Raw genomic sequence first — 17445 nt, 5'->3', positions numbered from 1 at the left:
GTCTTCCCGCCGCCTCTAGGGTTGAGTCGGCGTTGCGAAACGCTGGCCTTGCTCCAATGTCCAGGCCACCACTTCGGCCGTCAGCCGGTCGCCGGCCCGGCCAAAGCCGTCCACCACCGCCGGTACTTTCACATCGCTCAACGGCTGGCGCACTTCAAAACGGCGACTGGCCAGGATGCGCTGGTCGAAGCCGCGCACCAGCAGCGCGTCCAGGCGAATCACCACGCTGGCCGCAGTGCCCTGGTATTCGGTCTGGAACGCCTGCAATTGCCCGCCCAGTTCCAGATCCGCTTGCAGGTTGCTGTCGGCGACGCTCAACAACCTGACGCGTCCATCCTGGGCGAAGCCATCGAGCAGGCGGTTGCGCAACAGCACGGGGGCAGGGTCGCTCCAGCGCGAGGCGGCGTAGCTGCTGAACAGATTGCCTTGGGGGATCACCGCGATTTTCGGGCTGTTGAGCACCTCGCTGGCCTGGGGGCTGGCCAGGCGCAGCGACCAGCTCACCGCCGGGCCCGCAGACGCGGGGGCCTGGGTGACGGGCAAGCGATACACATCCGAGGGTTCGGCCTTGGGCAAAATCGAGCAACCGCCCACCAGGAGCAATCCTGCCAGTAAGAGAATAGGGCGGATAAACCGGTTGCACGGCTTCATGGCGTGAACTCCTTGTCTTTGTCGTTGCCCAGCAAATAGCCGCTGGGGTTGGCATCCAGGCGCCGGGAGATTCCCCGCAGGGCGCTCAGGGTTTCGCGCAGTTCACGCACGGCTGGCGCCAGGGCATTGAGGCCCTGCATGCCGTTATTCAACGAATCGCGATTGTCGTTCAGCAGTTTGTCCAGGGTTGCCGTGCTGCGGGCCAGGGATTGCATGGCCTGGCCGGCACTACCGAACGCCTGTTTGCCCTGGTCGTTGAGCAAACCATTGGCGTTGCGCATCAACGCCGTGGTCTGTTCCAGCGTGGCGCTGGCCTGTTTGCCGATGGACGCCAGTTGCTGCATGGCCTGGCGAATATCGCCGCGCTGCTCGGCAATGACCCCGGTGGTTTGTTCCAGGTGCTCGAGCGTCTTGCCCAGGCTTTGGACGTTGTCCGAGGAAAACACCTCATTGGCGTTGTGCAGCAGCAGGTTGATGCTGGTCATCAAGTCATCGCTGTTGTTGAGCAAGCGGGCAATAGGCGAGGGCGCGGCGATGATCACTGGCGGTTCCCCGTCGTGCCCGGTCAGTGCCGGGCTCTGGGGCGTACCGCCACTGAGCTGGATAATCGAGGTGCCGGTGATGCCGGTCAGTGCCAGCTTGGCCTGGGTGTCTTGCTTGATTGGCGTTTCCCCACTCAAGCGCACCCGCGCCAGAACCCGGCGCGGGTCGTTCGGGTCCAGGCGCAGGTTGACGACGTCGCCGACCTTGATCCCGCTGTATTCCACCGAGCTGCCCCTGGACAAGCCGCTGACGGCCTCGTTGAACACCACTTCGTAATCCTTGAACTCGCTGTCCACGCTGGACTTGGCCAGCCACAGGCCAAACAACAGGGCGCCAGCCACCACAATGACGGTGAACAGGCCGATCAGCACATGATGGGCTCGGGTTTCCATGTCAAACCTCGTTCGATTGTGTAGCGGCCGATAACGCCGCGCGGCCGCGAGGGCCATGGAAGTATTCGTGAATCCAGGCGTCGTCGGTTTCCGACACCTTGTCGATGACATCGGCCACCAGTACTTTTTTCTGCGCCAGTACCGCCACCCGGTCGGTGATGGTGTAGAGGGTGTCCAGGTCGTGGGTGACCAGGAACACGCTCAGGCCCAGGGCATCGCGCAGTGTCAGGATCAATTGGTCGAACGCCGCCGCCCCGATGGGATCGAGGCCGGCGGTGGGTTCGTCGAGAAACAGAATGTCCGGGTCCAGGGCCAGCGCACGGGCCAGGGCGGCGCGCTTGATCATGCCGCCGGACAGCGAGGCGGGGTACTTGTCGGCGGCCGATAACGGCAGGCCGGCCAAGGCCAGCTTCACAGCCGCCAAATGCTCGGCGTCGGCCCGGCTGAGCCCGGCGTGTTCGATCAGCGGCAGGGCGACGTTTTCTGTCACGGTCAATGATGAGAACAGCGCGCCTTTCTGGAACAACACGCCAAAGCGCCGTTCCACCCGCGAACGTTGTTCCGGGGGCAGGCTCGGCAAGTCCTCGCCGAACACCCGCACAGAACCTTCGCTGGGCCGGTTCAGGCCGACGATGCTGCGCAGCAGCACCGATTTGCCGCTGCCGGAGCCGCCGACCACGGCAAGGATCTCGCCCTTGTACACGTCCAGGTCGAGGTTTTCATGCACGCTCTGGCGGCCAAAGCGATTGCACAGGCCGCGCACTTGAATCACCGTCTCGGTGGGCGGTCGCAAGGGTTGGCTCACCAATTCATCTCCATGAAAAACAGCGCGGCCACGGCATCGAGCACAATCACCACGAAAATCGACTGCACCACGCTGGACGTGGTGTGAGCCCCGACCGATTCGGCACTGCCACTGACCTTGAAACCTTCCAGGCAACCCACGGCAGCGATCAGGAAGGCAAAGATCGGCGCCTTGACCATCCCCACCAGGAAATGCTGCACGCCAATGTCCGACTGCAACAGCGTGAGGAACATGGCCGGTGAAATACCCAGCGACAAAGCGCAGACCACGCCGCCACCGATAATGCCCGAGAGCATGGCCAGGAAGGTCAGCATCGGCAGCGCCACCAACAGCGCCAGTACCCGTGGAATCACCAGCAACTCGACCGGATCAAGGCCCAGGGTGCGGATCGCGTCGATTTCTTCGTTGGCCTTCATCGAGCCAATCTGCGCGGTGAACGCGCTGGCGGTGCGGCCCGCCATGAGGATCGCCGTCAGCAACACGCCGAATTCACGCAGGAACGAGAACGCCACCAGGTCCACGGTAAAGATGCTGGCGCCGAAATCGGCCAGCACCGTTGCGCCGAGAAAGGCCACCACTGCGCCCACCAGGAACGTCAGCAGGGCGACGATGGGGGCTGCGTCCAGGCCGGTCTGTTCGATGTGAACGACCATCGCTGTCATGCGCCAGCGCCTGGGGCGAAACAGGTTGCGGGCCAGGGTTTCCAGAATCAGGCCGACAAAACCCAGCAGTTGCAGGGTGTCTTGCCAGACTTTTTCCACGGCGCGGCCGATACGGGTCAGCAGTTGTGTCAGCACGCTGACCTGCGGCTCTTTCACCGGCACACAGAAGTCCGTCAGCGAGCAATAGACCGTCTGCAACAGCGCCCGCTCGGCGGCCGGCAAGCTGCAATCGGGGTGCTCGGTGGTCTTGCCCAGCCGTTCGGAGCCCAGCAGTTCCACCAGCAACGAAGCCCCGGCAGTGTCGAGGGCGCCGAGGCCGTTGAGATCGATCAGGGTGTGCTCGTCGTAGTGGCCGCTCAAGGATTCGCTCAAGCGCTTGAGCTGCGCGTAATGGGCCAGCGTCCAGTCGCCGCCGACCCAGAGTCGGGCCGGAGAGCGAGACGTGTCCAGCCGGGCTGTGCCAGTGTGGGATCCGAGGGTCATAAGCTCCATGCTCGTTCGACTTGAACAGCGCTACCTAATAGCACGACCGCCGTTATTTTGCCTCGGGTGCGTCAGCGCTCACGTTGAAACGCAACACGCCGATCATCTGACCATTTTCCGTCAGCACCCGCACCTGCCATTTGCCCGTCGGGTCTTGCGGGAAGTTCTGCTTGTGGGTCCAGGCGCGATAGCCTTCCTTGCGTCCGCCGTGGATGTCCAGGGCGATGCGGTCGACTTCTTTACCGTTGAACTGCCAGACGTGATAGATCCGCTCGTCGAGCCCTCGCGGTGCGTTGATGGCGGTGTAGGCGTACAGGCCGTTGCCGCGAATCTGGACCGCGCTGACTTCCTTGAGGCTGGCGCCCGGCGTGCGATCTTCCAGTTGGGTGCTGATCGCCACTTCGGTCATCCACAGCGTGGCCGGTGGCACCCAGGAGCGCAGCACCCAGCCGGCGGCGCCAATCCCGACGGTGATACACAAAATGGCGAGGGCGTTGCGCACGGTGCGGATCGGGAAGATCGAGGCCAGGCTGGGAAACGACAGCAGCATCGCAATGCCCAGCGCCAGCTTGAAGCTTTGGTCGGTGGTCAGGTGCAGGATCACCGGCAGCGCGGTGAGCAGGGCGGCGAATAGCGTCAGCGTGTGCAAGGCCAGGAACGCCCAGCGCCGAGGCGCCAGCCATTTGTAGTACAGCGGGTCGGTGATCGAGATCAGCGCCGCGATCGTCAGCAGGCCGGTGAAAAGCAGTTGGCTGCTGTTCCAGGTGGTGGTGATGAAGAAAAACGGCAGGACGAAAAACAGGCTTTCCTGGTGAATCATCTGCGTGGCGTAGCGCAACAGCGGCTGGGGGATTTCCCGTTTGAAAATCCGCGCGAACAGCCGGGTCATGCTGTTCTCGACCATCAGCCAGAGCCAGCTCACCAGCATCATGATGGCGATCCAGGTCGCCAGGCCCTGCTGGCGATCCACCAGCATGAAGCTGCCGACCCCGGAAATGAAGCCACCGAGCGCAATGACCCCTGGATAGCGCTTCATCAATTCAAGGAGGCGCTGGATATAGACCGTCAGGTTTTGCATTCGGTAGTTTCGCAGTAAGTCGTAGGAAATATCCCTGACAGAGTATCGTCAGGGCGGTGACATGGCGAGGATCGCGACGCGTGCCGTGATGCTCTTTTGTGGCGAGGGAGCTTGCTCCCGCTGGCCTGCGAAGCAGGCCCCAGCATTTATCCAGGTAAATCGCATCGCCCGGTTTGCGCCTGCTGCGCAGCCGAGCGGGAGCAAGCTCCCTCGCCACGGGATTTGAGTTGCCCTGGGCTGGAGTCATCGCGAGCAAGCTCCCCCAGGGCGGATCAACCAGATTCTGGTCGGGCCCGCCGACGCACTTGCCACACCACCAACCCAAGCAACAGCACCCCCAGCAGACCGCCCAGCCCCCAGACGAGCTCATCGTCACTGAGCAACGGCTTTTCGATGCGCAGGTAACCCGGGTCCTTGAGCAGTTCGCGCAGGGCCACGTTGGCCTGTTCCAGGCTCACCTCCTGCAGGCGCAGGGCCGGGTTGGCGAAACGGCCGTCTTCATAATCGCCCAGGGCGCCCCAGTAGTAATCGGCCAGTGCGCTGTTGCCTTGAACCGCCCAGGACTGATGGGCAATGGCCGCACGTTTGATGCGCACGAAATCGGCGGGGTCCAGGCCATCCTTGAGCAATCTCTTGCGCAGTTCTTCCAGCGCCTGTTCGGCTTCGGGCAAGTCTTCGCGGGACAGGTCCGCGTTCAGGCTGAAGAAGCCGACGCCGCCGAACACCTCGCGTTCGGTCCACGGCCCGTAGGACAAGCCACGGGCCAGGCGCAATTGGCGATAGAGCGCCCAGTCCAGGTAATCCTTGAGCAGGTCGAAGGTTTCGTCATGCTGCTCATCCAGCACCGGCTCCGGGAACAGCCAATGAAGCTTGGCGCTATTGCCGACCAGGCCATGGATCAGGTTGCGCTTGGTGACCGCCTTGTAGCGGATCTGCGGCAGCGCCTCGTGTGGGCTGGGCTCCACCGGCTCGAGTTCGCCAAAGGCGCGCTCCAGGTAGGCCGGCAACAGTCGGTCGAGGTCGCCGACCACGATCAGGGTCATGTTGTTCGGTGCATACCAGGCCTTGCGCACTTGTTCGAGTCGGGCAAGGGTATGGCGCCCGACCTCGGCCCGTTCCGCGCAGCGCAGGCCCAGCTCAACCGCCAACTGGTTGCTGGCCTTGTGGCCCAGGTCCTGGTGATCGAGCCAGCGTTGCAGGTGGGTGTAGTGGCCGCCGTCCTCGCGTTCAACCACCCGCTTGGCCGCCTCCAGGGCTTTTTCATCGATGCGGGTGCGGGTCAACAGCGCCAGCAGCAGGTCCAGGATCTTGCGTTGATTGCGTGCCGGCGCCTCGATCACGAACGTGGTGTCGGCGTTGCTCGTGAAGGCATTCCACTCGCCACCCAAGGCCTGCATGCGCTCTTCCAGGCCGCCTTCACCACTCTCATCGACGCCGCTGAACAGCAGGTGTTCGAGCAGATGCGGCAGTTCCTTGTCGGCGCAACTGAAGTCGTCCAGGCCCACGCCGACCACCAAGCGGATCGCCACATGCCCGCGCTCGCTGCCCGGCTTGAGCATCAGCTGCATGCCGTTGGGCAACGTATAGCCTTCGACCTGGAACCGGTCCAGGGCGACCACGGGCAGTGAGCCGAGTAAAAGAAAGGCGAACAACAGACAACGCATAAGGGCTTCCTGGCGGCTGAGTGGAGGTCCATGGTGCCGGGCAGGCCGTCATCGGCGGATCGTCGCCCGGAGTCGGCTCGCTCCCCCTATCGAATCTATGCGGTATTCATGACAACGGGAGCAGGCGGGCCGGTGAACGGTTTCAGGCCCGAGCCAATGTTACTGACTGACCAATGCGCCAGTCGTTCACGGCGAATGGGTAATGTCGCTAATTTCATCCGCCGCCAGTGCGCCTATCTCGGCGGTCTCCAGGACCACATAGGCACTGCCGCAAAACAGCGAATTGAGGCGCCTCATGTCGGCAATCAGCTCCAAGTGAAGGGAGCTGGTCTCCAGGCTTTGCACGACCTTGCGCTGCAAGCGGCTGACGTGGGCATGGGCCATGCGCCGTTCCTGCGCCCGAAAGCGACGTTTCTCACGCAGCAACTGGCGGGCGCTTTCCCGGTCGGCACTGAGGAATACCGACAGCCCCAGCCGCAAGTTGGCGATCAAGTGACTGTGCAGCCCCGCCAACTCCTCAAGGCCCACGTCGGAAAAGGAGCGACGTTGCGAGGTCTTCTGTTGCTGGACCTTGCGCAACATGCGCTCGATCAGGTCGCTGGCGAGTTTGAGGTTGATCGCCAGTTCGATGATCTCCGCCCAGCGGCGGCTGTCCTGTTCGCTGAGGTCTTCACGGGGCATTTGCGCCATGTACAACTTGATTGCACTGCACAGCGCCTCGACGTCATCGCTCATGCGCCGCACGTCCTGGGTCACCGCGGTCTGCTGGCCGCGCAGCACGTCCAGCATGGCTTCGAGCATGTTTTCGATCAGGTCGCCGATACGCAGGGTTTCCCGGGCCGCGTTCGCCAGCGCCAGGCTCGGAGTGGCGAGGGCGGTAGGGTCCAGATGTCGCGGCTTGGCCGTGCCGTTGGTGTCCGGACGTTCTGGCAGCAGCCAGGCACAGAGCCGCGCCATGGGGCCGACGCTGGGCAGCAGCACCAGGCAACGCACGGTGTTATAGAGCAGATGGAAACCAATGACGGTTTCCTGGGGGCTGAAATCCAGGCTGTCCAGCCAGCCCACCAGCGGATCGAGTACCGGAATGATCAGCAACAGGCCGATCAGCTTGTACAACAGGCTGCCCAACGCCACCTGGCGCCCGGCGGCGTTCTGCATGCTGGTGCTGAGAAAGGCCAGGACGCCGCTGCCAATGTTGGCGCCAATCACCAGGCCGATGGCCACCGGCAGGCTGATCACCGCAGCGCCGGCCAGTGTGGCGGTCAGCAGCACGGCCGCCAGGCTGGAGTAGGAGATCATCGCGAACATCGCGCCGACCAACGCATCGAGCAGGATGTCGCCCGTCAGCGAGGCGAAGATCACTTTCACGCCCTGGGCATGGGTGATGGGCGTCGCGGCTTCGACGATCAATTGCAGGGCCAGGATGATCAGGCCCAGGCCGATGCCGACCCGACCCATTTGCCCGACGCGGGTCTGTTTGCGCGACAGGAAAAAAATCACCCCGAGGAAAATCAGCAGCGGCGACAGCCACGACAGGTCGAGGGTCAGCACCCGTGCCATCAGCGCGGTGCCGACATCGGCGCCGAGCATGGTCGCCAGGGCCGGGGTCAGCGCCATCAGGCCCTGGCCGACGAACGAGGTGACGAGCATGGCCGTGGCGTTGCTGCTCTGGACCATGGCCGTGACCATGATCCCCGCGACAAAGGCCAGCCAGCGCCGGGACATGTTCTGGCCGATGACATGGCGCAGGTTCGAGCCATAGACCCGCAAGATGCCGGTACGCACGATATGCGTGCCCCAGATCAGCAGGGCGACGGCGGAGAGCAAATTCAGCAGGGTCAGCATGAGGAGCCCCCTGTTAGCGTCCCAAAGGGACAAATTGACGATGCCACATTCTTCTTTCTTGTACTTAAGCTGTAGTTGGCGAACGGTTCGGGCGCCAGCATTGCACAGCTAAAGAATCGTTTGAAACAAAACTGTCATAGAAATACGCCGACGATCTTGAAGCCTCCTATATCGATCAGGCGAGCGCGGGCCTGTGGGAGCGGGCCACTTTCATACCGGCATGAAAAAGGGGCTCCAAAGAGCCCCTTCATTCAAATGCCCCACGCCATTACTGACCCGGCATATCCTTGCGCAGTTTCACCGGGTCCTGCTGCTTGCGCTTGCGTGCAATCGCAGTGCGCATCTTGATGTTGATGGCTTCCACCGCCAGGGAGAACGCCATGGCGAAGTAGACGTAGCCTTTTGGCACATGCACGTCGAACGACTCGGCGATCAGCACGGTACCGACCACCAGCAGGAACGACAGCGCCAGCATCTTCAGCGACGGGTGCTTGTCGATGAACTCACTGATGGTCGCCGAGGCCAGCATCATCACCAGCACGGCGACGATGATCGCCGCCACCATCACCGGCACATGGGAAACCATGCCGACGGCGGTGATGACCGAGTCCAGGGAGAACACGATGTCGATGATCGCGATCTGGATGATGGTGTAGATGAAATTGCCGCCCTTGCCCGAAGGCGCCTCGTTGGTTTCATCTTCGCCTTCCAGCGCGTGGTACATCTCCTGGGAGCTTTTCCACAGCAGGAACAGGCCGCCGAAGAACAGGATCAGGTCACGTCCGGAGATGCCCTGGCCGAACACTTCGAACAGATCGGCGGTCAGGCGCATGACCCAGGTGATGGACAACAGCAACAGGATCCGCGTGATCATGGCCAGGGCCAGGCCGAAAATCCGGGTGCGCGCCTGCATGTGCTTGGGCATGCGGCTGACCAGGATCGAAATCATGATGATGTTGTCGATGCCCAGGACGATTTCCAGGGCGGTCAAGGTGAAGAAGGCAACCCAGATTTCCGGGTTGGTCAGCCATTCCATGTGAGTTCCTTTGAGCGAGTGTTAAGCCGCGCCGACGAGCGACGCAGCAGGCATTGCTTTTATAGAGTGCTGAACAGCGGAAAAATCCCCATCAGCAACGCGGCGAACATTATGCACAGGCAAACCAATACTGCCCACTTCAGGGTGAAGCGTTGGTGATCGCCGAACTCGATCCCGGCCAGCGCCACCAGCAGGTAAGTCGACGGAACCAGCGGGCTTAACAGGTGGACGGGCTGGCCGACGATCGAGGCACGGGCCATTTCGACAGCGGTGATGCCGTAGTGGCTGGCGGCTTCGGCGAGAACCGGTAACACCCCGTAATAAAATGCGTCGTTAGACATGAAGAAAGTGAACGGCATGCTTACCAGTGCAGTGATGACCGCAAGGTAAGGACCCAGGAATTCCGGGATGACCGCCAGCAGGCTCTTGGACATGGCGTCGACCATGCCGGTGCCGGACAGGATGCCGGTGAAGATACCGGCCGCGAAAATCAGCCCGACCACCGCCAGTACACTGCCGGCGTGGGCCGCAACGCGATCCTTCTGCTGTTGCAGGCACGGGTAGTTGACGATCATCGCGATACTGAAGGCCACCATGAACAGCACCGGCAGCGGCAACAGGCCGGCGATCAGGGTGCACATCAGGCCCAGGGTCAACGCGCCGTTGAACCAGATCAGCTTCGGACGACGGGCGTCCGGGAACTGGGAAACGCTGATTTCGCTGTGGTCGATTTCATCACCCACCAGATGCAATTCACCCAGGCGAGCGCGTTCGCGTTTACCGTACATGTAGGCAATCGCCAGGATCGCCACCACACCGGCCAGCATCGCCGGAATCATCGGCACGAAGATGTCGGACGGATCGACATGCAACGCACTGGCCGCCCGGGCAGTAGGACCGCCCCACGGGGTCATGTTCATCACGCCGCCGGCGAGGATGATCAGGCCAGCCATGATGCGTGGGCTCATGCCGATACGGCTGTAGAGCGGCAGCATCGCCGCCACGCAGATCATGTAAGTGGTCGCGCCGTCACCATCAAGGGAAACGACGAGCGCCAGAACGGCGGTACCGACCGAAACTTTCAACGGGTCGCCCTTGACCAGCTTGAGAATCTTGCGCACGGCCGGGTCGAACAGGCCGGAGTCGATCATCAGGGCAAAATACAGAATCGCGAACATCAGCATCACCCCGGTCGGGGCGAGCTTGGTGATGCCTTCGAGCATCATCGGACCGATTTTCGGTGCAAAACCACCGAACAGGGCGAACAGGATCGGGATGATGATCAAGGCGATCAGCGCGGAGAGGCGCTTGGTCATGATCAGGAACATGAACGTGATGACCATGGCGAAGCCAAGGAAAGTCAGCATGGGAAATACTCCAGGCGTGGCGCGGCGGGCAAAGGCGAACTGGACAGGTCAGCGCAGGATGCGAAGCTCGGGACGGGCGGATGGAGTGGGTGCAGCGGGACGGGTAGCAGCGGACATCAGAATCACCATTGTTGTTGTTAAAAGGGCCAAACGAGCCTTGAAGACTCGCTTTTGGCCGACCGGTCTTTTGCCGGAAGTGCGGTGATCCTAATCGCGCTAGCTTTCAGCAAGCTTTCGCAGGGTAAATGGGTGACGAGCCGCAGATGATGACCTATTAAGCAGCATTCCTGTGGCGAGGGGATTTATCCCCGCTGGGGCGCGAAGCGGCCCTGAAACCCGTCATTCTGCAATATCTGGAGAGTGCATTCTGTCCTTTTGGGCCTGCTGCGCAGTCCAGCGGGGATAAATCCCCTCGCCACAGAATCATGTCTCTGGTCTAAACAAAGCAATCAGGTGCTTGCCTTAAACACCGAAAGATCCAACGGCCGCACCGCCCCCATCCAGATCGCATGCTCGGTGTGGTCGATCAGCTCATCGCCGGTCTCTGGGTGCATGAAAATCACCAGCCCTTTGCGATTGAGCGCCAGCCACGGCAAGACCACGCCAATGTACTGCGGATCGAACGCCAACTGACAACTCCAGTCCGGGTGCGGGCCGACCGGGCGTTGATGGACGCGGCCCATTTTCAGCGCAAACAGTTGCGCCGCTTCCTCGCACAGGGCCCGCGCCTGGTCGAGGGTGTTGGCATCGAAATACACGTGGGCGTGGTAGCCCTTGATCCGCTGCATCTGTCACTCCTTGAAAAGAGGCCGAACCCTCGCCGTTTACCGCGGGTCAGAGCCTTTACAGGCGGGATTAAAGAGGAAAACAGCCATGAAAAACGCCGAAACCCCGGTCATCAAAGTGGTGCTCTATGGTGCCATGAGCAGCCTCGGCAGTGCGTTGATGGCTGAAATGCTGCGGCGCCAGCACGAAGTCATCGCCATTCTCGACGATCTTACTGCCCTGGCTCCACGCCCGGGCCTGCGGACCAAGACCGGTGATCTTTTCGATCCCGAGCGGGTCAAGCAAAGTGTTGCCGGTGCCAGCGCCGTGGTGTGTTTGCTGAACGCGCCGGGGTTGCCGATGAACAGCGAACAAGTGGAGCGCACACTGATTCCCGGCCCGGTGGAGCAAGTATTGGCCGTCGATGCACTGATTGCTGGCATGCAGGCGGTGAATATTCCCCGGCTGTTCCTGGTGGGCGACTTTGCGATGCTCGACGAGGAGCCGACGGACGACGATTTGCAGCGCCACGCCGCCGAAGAAGTGCTCGATGCCCTGAAGAACAGCACCTTGCAGTGGACCTTGATCAACGCCCCCTATGCCGCGCCAGGCTTGGGCATCGAGCATTTCAGCCAGGTCAGTACCAGCCTAGAACCCGGCATGGCCGAATCCCTGGAGCGGCTCAACCGGGTGGCGGTCGGCATCGCCGATGAGCTGCGCCTGAACCTGCATGTGGGCGAGCATGTCAGCTTTGTGGCCGCCCACTAGCTGTCGACATCCACATCCGTGGCGAGGGAGCTTGCTCCCGCTGGGCTGCGAAGCAGCCCCAAAAACATGGCTTTCGCCACGGCCTCAAACCGCAATCGAAGGCAACGGCAACCCCGTGAGCGATTCAGCACTGTTGGCCTGTTCTTCCATCAGCCAATCGACGAATTGTCTGATCAACACACCGCGCCGTTTACGCTGAGGCAAGACCACGTAATACCCCAGCCGCGACAGCACCGTTTCAGCGATCGGACGACACAGCAGCCCCTGGGCCAATAAGTTATCCACAAGGTGCCGCCAGCCGATGGCGACGCCTTGACCGCCAATCGCCGCCTGGATGAGTAGTGTGTAGTTGTCGAAGCGCAGTTGCCCGGGCGCCGGTGGTGACGTGATGCCCAGCTCGCGGAATACCCCACTCCAGTCGAACCAGCTGTTGCTGTTGCCCGCGCGCAGGTGCAGCAATGGAAACTCCGCCAAGGCCAGCGCGGACAAGGGCTGGGGACGATCCTTGAGCAACAGCGGGCTGCACACCGGAAAGACTTCTTCGCTGAATAGCCAACGACTTTCACCTTGTTTGAAGCGACCGTCGCCGAACAGCACGGCAACGTCGATATCGGTGCGCAACATGTTGTGGTTGCGCTCGCTGGTCACCAGGCTCACATCCACCTGGGGGTTGGCGGCGTGAAAGCGATGCAGGCGCGGCATCAGCCAATAGGCGGCGAATGCGAAGTCCGTGGCGACTTGCAGCACCTCATGCTGATGCTGGGCGGTGATTGCACTCAGCCCGGCATCGATGCTCTGCAAGCCGGCCTGGACCTGCTCGAACAGGATGGTCCCGGCCTCGGTCAGTTCGATCCCGCGATAGATGCGGTCGAACAACCGCGTACCCAGTTGCTCTTCCAGGCGCTTGATCTGCTGGCTGATGGCCGGTTGTGTGGTGCCCAGCTCGATCGCCGCCGCGGTAAAGCTTTGTTGGCGTGCTGCGGCTTCAAAGGCACGGAACAGTTCCAGGGACAGGTTACCCAGGGCGTCATACATAAGCTGTGCTTATCCTAGTCATTATCCTGCATGGGCTTTACCCCAAAACCCGGGGGCTACATGCTCAATCGCAGCAATGTCGCATAACTGCCTACTATGGAATGCCGCGAATACATGAAGCGCAAGAACATTCTTTTCATCATGGCCGATCAAATGGCCGCGCCAATGTTGCCGATCTACGGTCCTTCGCCGATCAAGCTGCCGAACCTCTCGCGCCTGGCCGCCGAGGGCGTGGTGTTCGATGCCGCCTACTGCAACAGCCCGCTGTGCGCACCGTCGCGTTTCACCCTGGTGAGCGGCCAGTTGCCGAGCAAGATCGGTGCGTACGACAACGCGGCGGATTTCCCGGCGGACGTGCCGACCTATGCCCATTACCTGCGTCGCCTCGGCTACCGCACGGCGCTGTCCGGCAAGATGCACTTCTGCGGGCCGGACCAACTGCACGGCTACGAAGAACGCCTGACCAGCGACATTTACCCGGCCGATTACGGCTGGGCGGTGAACTGGGACGAGCCGGACGTGCGGCCGAGTTGGTATCACAACATGTCGTCGGTGTTGCAGGCCGGGCCGTGCGTGCGTACCAACCAGCTGGATTTCGATGAAGAAGTGGTGTTCAAGGCCCAGCAGTACCTGTTCGACCACATCCGCGAAGACGGTGACCAGCCGTTTTGCCTCACCGTATCGATGACCCACCCACACGACCCGTACACGATTCCCAAGGCGTTCTGGGATTTGTATGACGACAACGACATCCCTTTGCCGCAGACCCCGGCGCAAACGACGCTCGACCCCCATTCCCAGCGGCTGCTGAAGGTCTATGACCTGTGGGACAAGCCGCTGCCTGTGGATAAGATCCGGGATGCCCGCCGCGCCTATTTCGGCGCATGCAGCTACATTGACAGCAATGTCGGCAAGCTGCTGCAGACCTTGGAAGACACCGGTCTACTGGACGACACGATCATCGTGTTCTCTGGCGATCACGGGGACATGCTCGGCGAAAAGGGCCTCTGGTACAAAATGCACTGGTTCGAAATGGCCGCCCGCGTGCCGTTGCTGATCAGCGCTCCGGGGCAGTTCGCCAGTGGCCGGGTGGGCGCGGCCGTGTCCACCGCCGACTTGCTGCCGACCCTGGTGGAGCTGGCCGGCGGCACGCTGGAACCGGGCTTGCCGCTGGATGGCCGTTCGCTGGTGCCCCATCTGCAAGGGCAGGGCGGGCATGATGAAGTCTTCGGTGAATACATGGCCGAAGGCACCATCAGCCCCCTGATGATGATCCGTCGCGGCCCGTGGAAATTCATCTACAGCGAAGATGACCCGTGCCTGCTGTTTGACGTGCGCAACGACCCCAAAGAACTGGAGAACCTCAGCCAATCCCCTGAGCATCAGGCTCTGTTCGCCGATTTTCTCGCCGAAGCGCGCGCCAAGTGGGACATTTCGACCATTCATCAACAGGTGCTCGCCAGCCAGCGCCGCCGCCGTTTCGTCGCCCAGGCGCTGACCCTGGGCAAACTCAAGAGCTGGGATCACCAGCCGCTGGTGGACGCCAGCCAGCAGTACATGCGTAACCACATCGACCTCGACGATCTGGAGCGCAAGGCCCGTTATCCACAACCCTGCCAAAACCAATAACGTAAGGGGCAAGCCATGCAAAAGTTATCCACAGTACTGACCGCTGGACTGTTGGCATTGAGCAGTGTTTCGGCCTGGGCCGAGCAAAGCTGCGAAACGGTGAAGATGGCCGACCCGGGCTGGAGCGATATCGCCGCCACCAATGCCATCACCGGTTTCCTGCTGGAGGGGATGGGCTACAAGGCCAAGGTCGACACCCTCGCGGTGCCGATCACCTTCGGTGGCCTCAAGGATGGCCAGGTGGATGTGTTCTTGGGTAACTGGATGCCGGCGCAGCAGGGCTTTTATGACAAGTTCGTGGCCAATGGCGACGTCACGCAGTTGGCCAAGAACCTGGACGGCACCGAGTTCACCCTGGCGGTCCCGGACTACGTCTGGGACGCTGGCGTGCATAACTTTGCCGACCTGAACAAATTCGCCGACAAGTTCGACAAGAAGATCTACGGCATCGGCTCCGGCGCCCCGGCCAACCTCTCCCTGAAAGAAATCATCAAGACCAATGATTTCGGCATGGGCGAGTGGAAACTGGTGGAATCCAGTGAGCAGGCGATGCTGGCGGAAGTCTCCCGGGCGGTGAAGAAACAGAAGTTCGTGACCTTCCTCGGCTGGACCCCGCACCCGATGAACGTGCAATTGAAAATGCACTACCTCAAAGGCGGCGAGAAATACTTCGGCGACACGGGCAGTGTCTACACCCTGACCCGCAAAGGTTATGCACAGGCCTGCCCGAATGTGGGCAAGCTGCTGACCAACCTGAGCTTCACCCAGGAAATGGAAAACAGCATCATGGCCGAGGTGGTGAACAACAAGGTCAGCAACGCCGACGCGGCCAAGGCCTGGATCAAGGCCAACCCGGCGGTCCTGGATAAATGGCTGGACGGTGTGAAGACCCTGGATGGCAAGGATGCGCTGGCGGTGGTGAAGGCCAAGCTCTAGGCATAATGGCGAGTGGCTTTTGTGGCGAGGGAGCTTGCTCCCGCTGGAGGGCGAAGCCCTCCCAAAACCGATACGGTGTCGTGCCGTCTCAGATTTTGGGGCTGCTTCGCAGCCCAGCGGGAGCAAGCTCCCTCGCCACGGGTGATCACTCGCCTGATACTCTTGCGCCAAACCCAGTCTTTGAGGCCCCATGGCAATCCCCACTCGCCATTCACTCTTTCCGTTCCTGAGCTGGCTGCCCCGGCAGACCCGAGCCAGTGTCGGCCGCGATCTTGTTGTCGGCCTGAGTGGTGCGATTCTCGCGTTGCCGCAGTCCATTGCCTACGCCCTGATTGCCGGTTTGCCACCGGAATACGGCTTGTATGCGGCGATCGTGCCGGTACTGATCGCCTGCCTGTGGGGCTCGTCGTGGCACCTGATCTGCGGGCCCACGGCGGCGATTTCCATCGTCTTGTACGCCACCGTCAGTCCGCTGGCCGTCCCCGCCAGCCAGGACTACATCACCTTGATCCTGCTGTTGACGGTGTTGGCGGGTATTTTCCAATGGTTGCTGGGGCTGCTGCGTTTCGGTGCACTGGTGAACTTCGTCTCGCACTCGGTGGTACTGGGTTTCACCCTGGGCGCGGCGGTGGTCATCGCCCTGGGGCAGTTGCCGAACCTGCTGGGCCTCGACCTGCCGAACGAAGCCACGGCGTTGAGGGGGCTGCTGATGCTGGTCAGCCACATCGGGGCTGTGGATAAGCCATCGCTGCTGCTGGGCTTGGGGACCCTGGTCCTGGGCGTGGTGCTCAAGCGCTTGCTGCCGCGTTGGCCGAGCCTGTTGATAACTTTGGTCATCAGCAGCCTGGTGGTCTGGTTGTGGCCGGCGATGTTCGGGCATGTGGCGCTGGTCAGCGCTTTCGCCGGGCGCCTGCCGCCGTTCACGCCGCTGCCGCTGGACCTGGAGTTGATCCTGCGCCTGCTGCCCGGTGCCGTCGCGGTGGGCATGCTCGGGCTGGTCACCAGCCTGTCCATCGCCCGTTCGTTGTCGGTGCGTTCCGGGCAATTGCTCGACGCGAATCAGGAGGTGAGGGCGCAGGGGCTTTCCAACATTGTTGGAGGATTTTTCTCTGGGTCGTTGTCGGCCGGTTCCTTCACCCGCTCCGGCCTCAGCTATGAAGCCGGGGCCTGTTCGCCCCTGGCCGGGGTGTTCTCGGCCTTGTGGGTGGCGTTGTTCGCGGTGGCTGGCGCGAAATTGATCGCGCACATCCCGATCCCGGCCATGGCCGGCAGCATTCTGCTGATCGCCTGGGGGCTGGTGGACCACCGCGGCATCCGGGCGTTGTACCGCGTGAGCCGCGCCGAATTCGTGGTAATGGGCTTGACCTGCCTGGCCACACTGTTGCTGGAGCTGCAAACCGCCATCTATGCCGGTGTGCTGGCTTCGTTGTTCTTTTACCTCAAACGCACTTCACAGCCGCGGGTGCACCATTCCCACGAGGGGGGGGCAGACATCCTACGGGTGGGTGGCTCGATCTTTTTTGGTGCCAGCCATTACTTGCAAGTCCGGTTGCAACGGCTGCAAGCGCCGCGGGTGGTGATTGATGCCCAGCAGATCAACTTCATCGATTATTCCGGGGTGGAAATGCTCCACCAAGAAGCCCGGCGCCTGCGCGGCCAGGGGCGTAGCCTGACGTTGCGCAAGGCCAGGCCGCATGTGGTGGAGGAGTTGAAGAAGCTGGAAGGGGCGCAGAATTGCCCGATTCTCTTCGAGGATTAACCGTGGCGAGGGAGCTTGCTCCCGCTC

General features: G+C 61.9%; 15 protein-coding genes. 4 read left to right on the top strand and 11 right to left on the bottom strand.

The annotated features are described in order from the left end of the window. Positions 1–15 precede the first annotated feature (15 nt). From BLU76_RS00400 to BLU76_RS00355, 10 genes are all read right to left on the bottom strand, one after another. Entirely contained in the window at positions 16–651 is a 636-nt protein-coding gene (locus BLU76_RS00400; protein ID WP_092148895.1) for an ABC-type transport auxiliary lipoprotein family protein, read from the bottom strand. Then, the gene (locus tag BLU76_RS00395) at positions 648–1586 is read right to left on the bottom strand and encodes an MlaD family protein (protein WP_063323606.1); all 939 of its coding nucleotides are present in this window, start codon (positions 1584–1586) and stop codon (positions 648–650) included. Before BLU76_RS00395 ends, BLU76_RS00400 begins: the two co-directional genes overlap by 4 nt. A 1-nt stretch (position 1587) precedes the next feature. Next, positions 1588–2391, bottom strand: coding sequence for an ABC transporter ATP-binding protein (locus BLU76_RS00390; RefSeq protein ID WP_092148889.1), 804 nt, complete (start codon positions 2389–2391; stop codon positions 1588–1590). Continuing rightward, positions 2388–3536, bottom strand: a complete 1149-nt coding sequence (locus BLU76_RS00385; protein WP_092221037.1) for an ABC transporter permease — start codon at positions 3534–3536, stop codon at positions 2388–2390. The genes BLU76_RS00390 and BLU76_RS00385 overlap by 4 nt, the downstream gene beginning before the upstream one ends. A 52-nt stretch (positions 3537–3588) precedes the next feature. Beyond that, positions 3589–4614, bottom strand: coding sequence for a DUF5924 family protein (locus BLU76_RS00380; protein ID WP_092221033.1), 1026 nt, complete (start codon positions 4612–4614; stop codon positions 3589–3591). 272 nt (positions 4615–4886) lie between these two features. After that, complete coding sequence (locus BLU76_RS00375; protein WP_092148880.1) at positions 4887–6278, bottom strand: M16 family metallopeptidase; 1392 nt, start codon at positions 6276–6278, stop codon at positions 4887–4889. A gap of 186 nt (positions 6279–6464) precedes the next feature. Then, positions 6465–8123 (bottom strand): Na/Pi cotransporter family protein, encoded by a 1659-nt coding sequence (locus BLU76_RS00370; RefSeq protein ID WP_092148877.1) that lies wholly within the window; start codon positions 8121–8123, stop codon positions 6465–6467. 268 nt (positions 8124–8391) lie between these two features. Continuing rightward, positions 8392–9159 carry a TerC family protein gene (locus BLU76_RS00365; RefSeq protein WP_092221031.1) on the bottom strand — a complete coding sequence of 256 codons (768 nt, stop codon included), beginning with the start codon at positions 9157–9159 and terminating at the stop codon, positions 8392–8394. Positions 9160–9218: 59 nt separating this feature from the next. Next, on the bottom strand, positions 9219–10526 hold the full coding sequence (locus BLU76_RS00360) for a CitMHS family transporter (protein WP_092148871.1): 1308 nt from the start codon (positions 10524–10526) through the stop codon (positions 9219–9221). Positions 10527–10975: 449 nt separating this feature from the next. Then, complete coding sequence (locus BLU76_RS00355) at positions 10976–11314, bottom strand: DOPA 4,5-dioxygenase family protein (RefSeq protein WP_092221028.1); 339 nt, start codon at positions 11312–11314, stop codon at positions 10976–10978. Positions 11315–11399: 85 nt separating this feature from the next. Between BLU76_RS00355 and BLU76_RS00350 the strand changes: the two genes are divergently transcribed. Further along, positions 11400–12059, top strand: coding sequence for an NAD(P)-dependent oxidoreductase (locus BLU76_RS00350; RefSeq protein ID WP_063323598.1), 660 nt, complete (start codon positions 11400–11402; stop codon positions 12057–12059). Between the two features lie 84 nt (positions 12060–12143). Here BLU76_RS00350 and BLU76_RS00345 read toward each other — a convergent pair whose 3' ends face one another. Continuing rightward, positions 12144–13094: a choline sulfate utilization transcriptional regulator gene (locus BLU76_RS00345; protein WP_092221025.1), complete on the bottom strand. Its 951-nt coding sequence runs from the start codon at positions 13092–13094 to the stop codon at positions 12144–12146. A gap of 114 nt (positions 13095–13208) precedes the next feature. On the opposite strand from BLU76_RS00345, the gene betC reads away from it, so the two are divergent. The 3 genes from betC to BLU76_RS00330 all read left to right on the top strand — a co-directional run bounded on the left by betC (position 13209) and on the right by BLU76_RS00330 (position 17418). Further along, on the top strand, positions 13209–14723 hold the full coding sequence (betC, locus tag BLU76_RS00340; protein ID WP_092221022.1) for a choline-sulfatase: 1515 nt from the start codon (positions 13209–13211) through the stop codon (positions 14721–14723). 15 nt (positions 14724–14738) lie between these two features. Beyond that, on the top strand, positions 14739–15659 hold the full coding sequence (choX, locus tag BLU76_RS00335) for a choline ABC transporter substrate-binding protein (protein WP_092148856.1): 921 nt from the start codon (positions 14739–14741) through the stop codon (positions 15657–15659). Between the two features lie 190 nt (positions 15660–15849). Continuing rightward, positions 15850–17418, top strand: coding sequence for a SulP family inorganic anion transporter (locus BLU76_RS00330; RefSeq protein WP_092221019.1), 1569 nt, complete (start codon positions 15850–15852; stop codon positions 17416–17418). Positions 17419–17445 lie beyond the last annotated feature (27 nt).

This window comes from Pseudomonas sp. NFACC08-1, assembly GCF_900106735.1.
GTDB lineage: Bacteria > Pseudomonadota > Gammaproteobacteria > Pseudomonadales > Pseudomonadaceae > Aquipseudomonas > Aquipseudomonas fluorescens_Q.
This window is presented reverse-complemented; position numbering and strand designations above follow the sequence as displayed.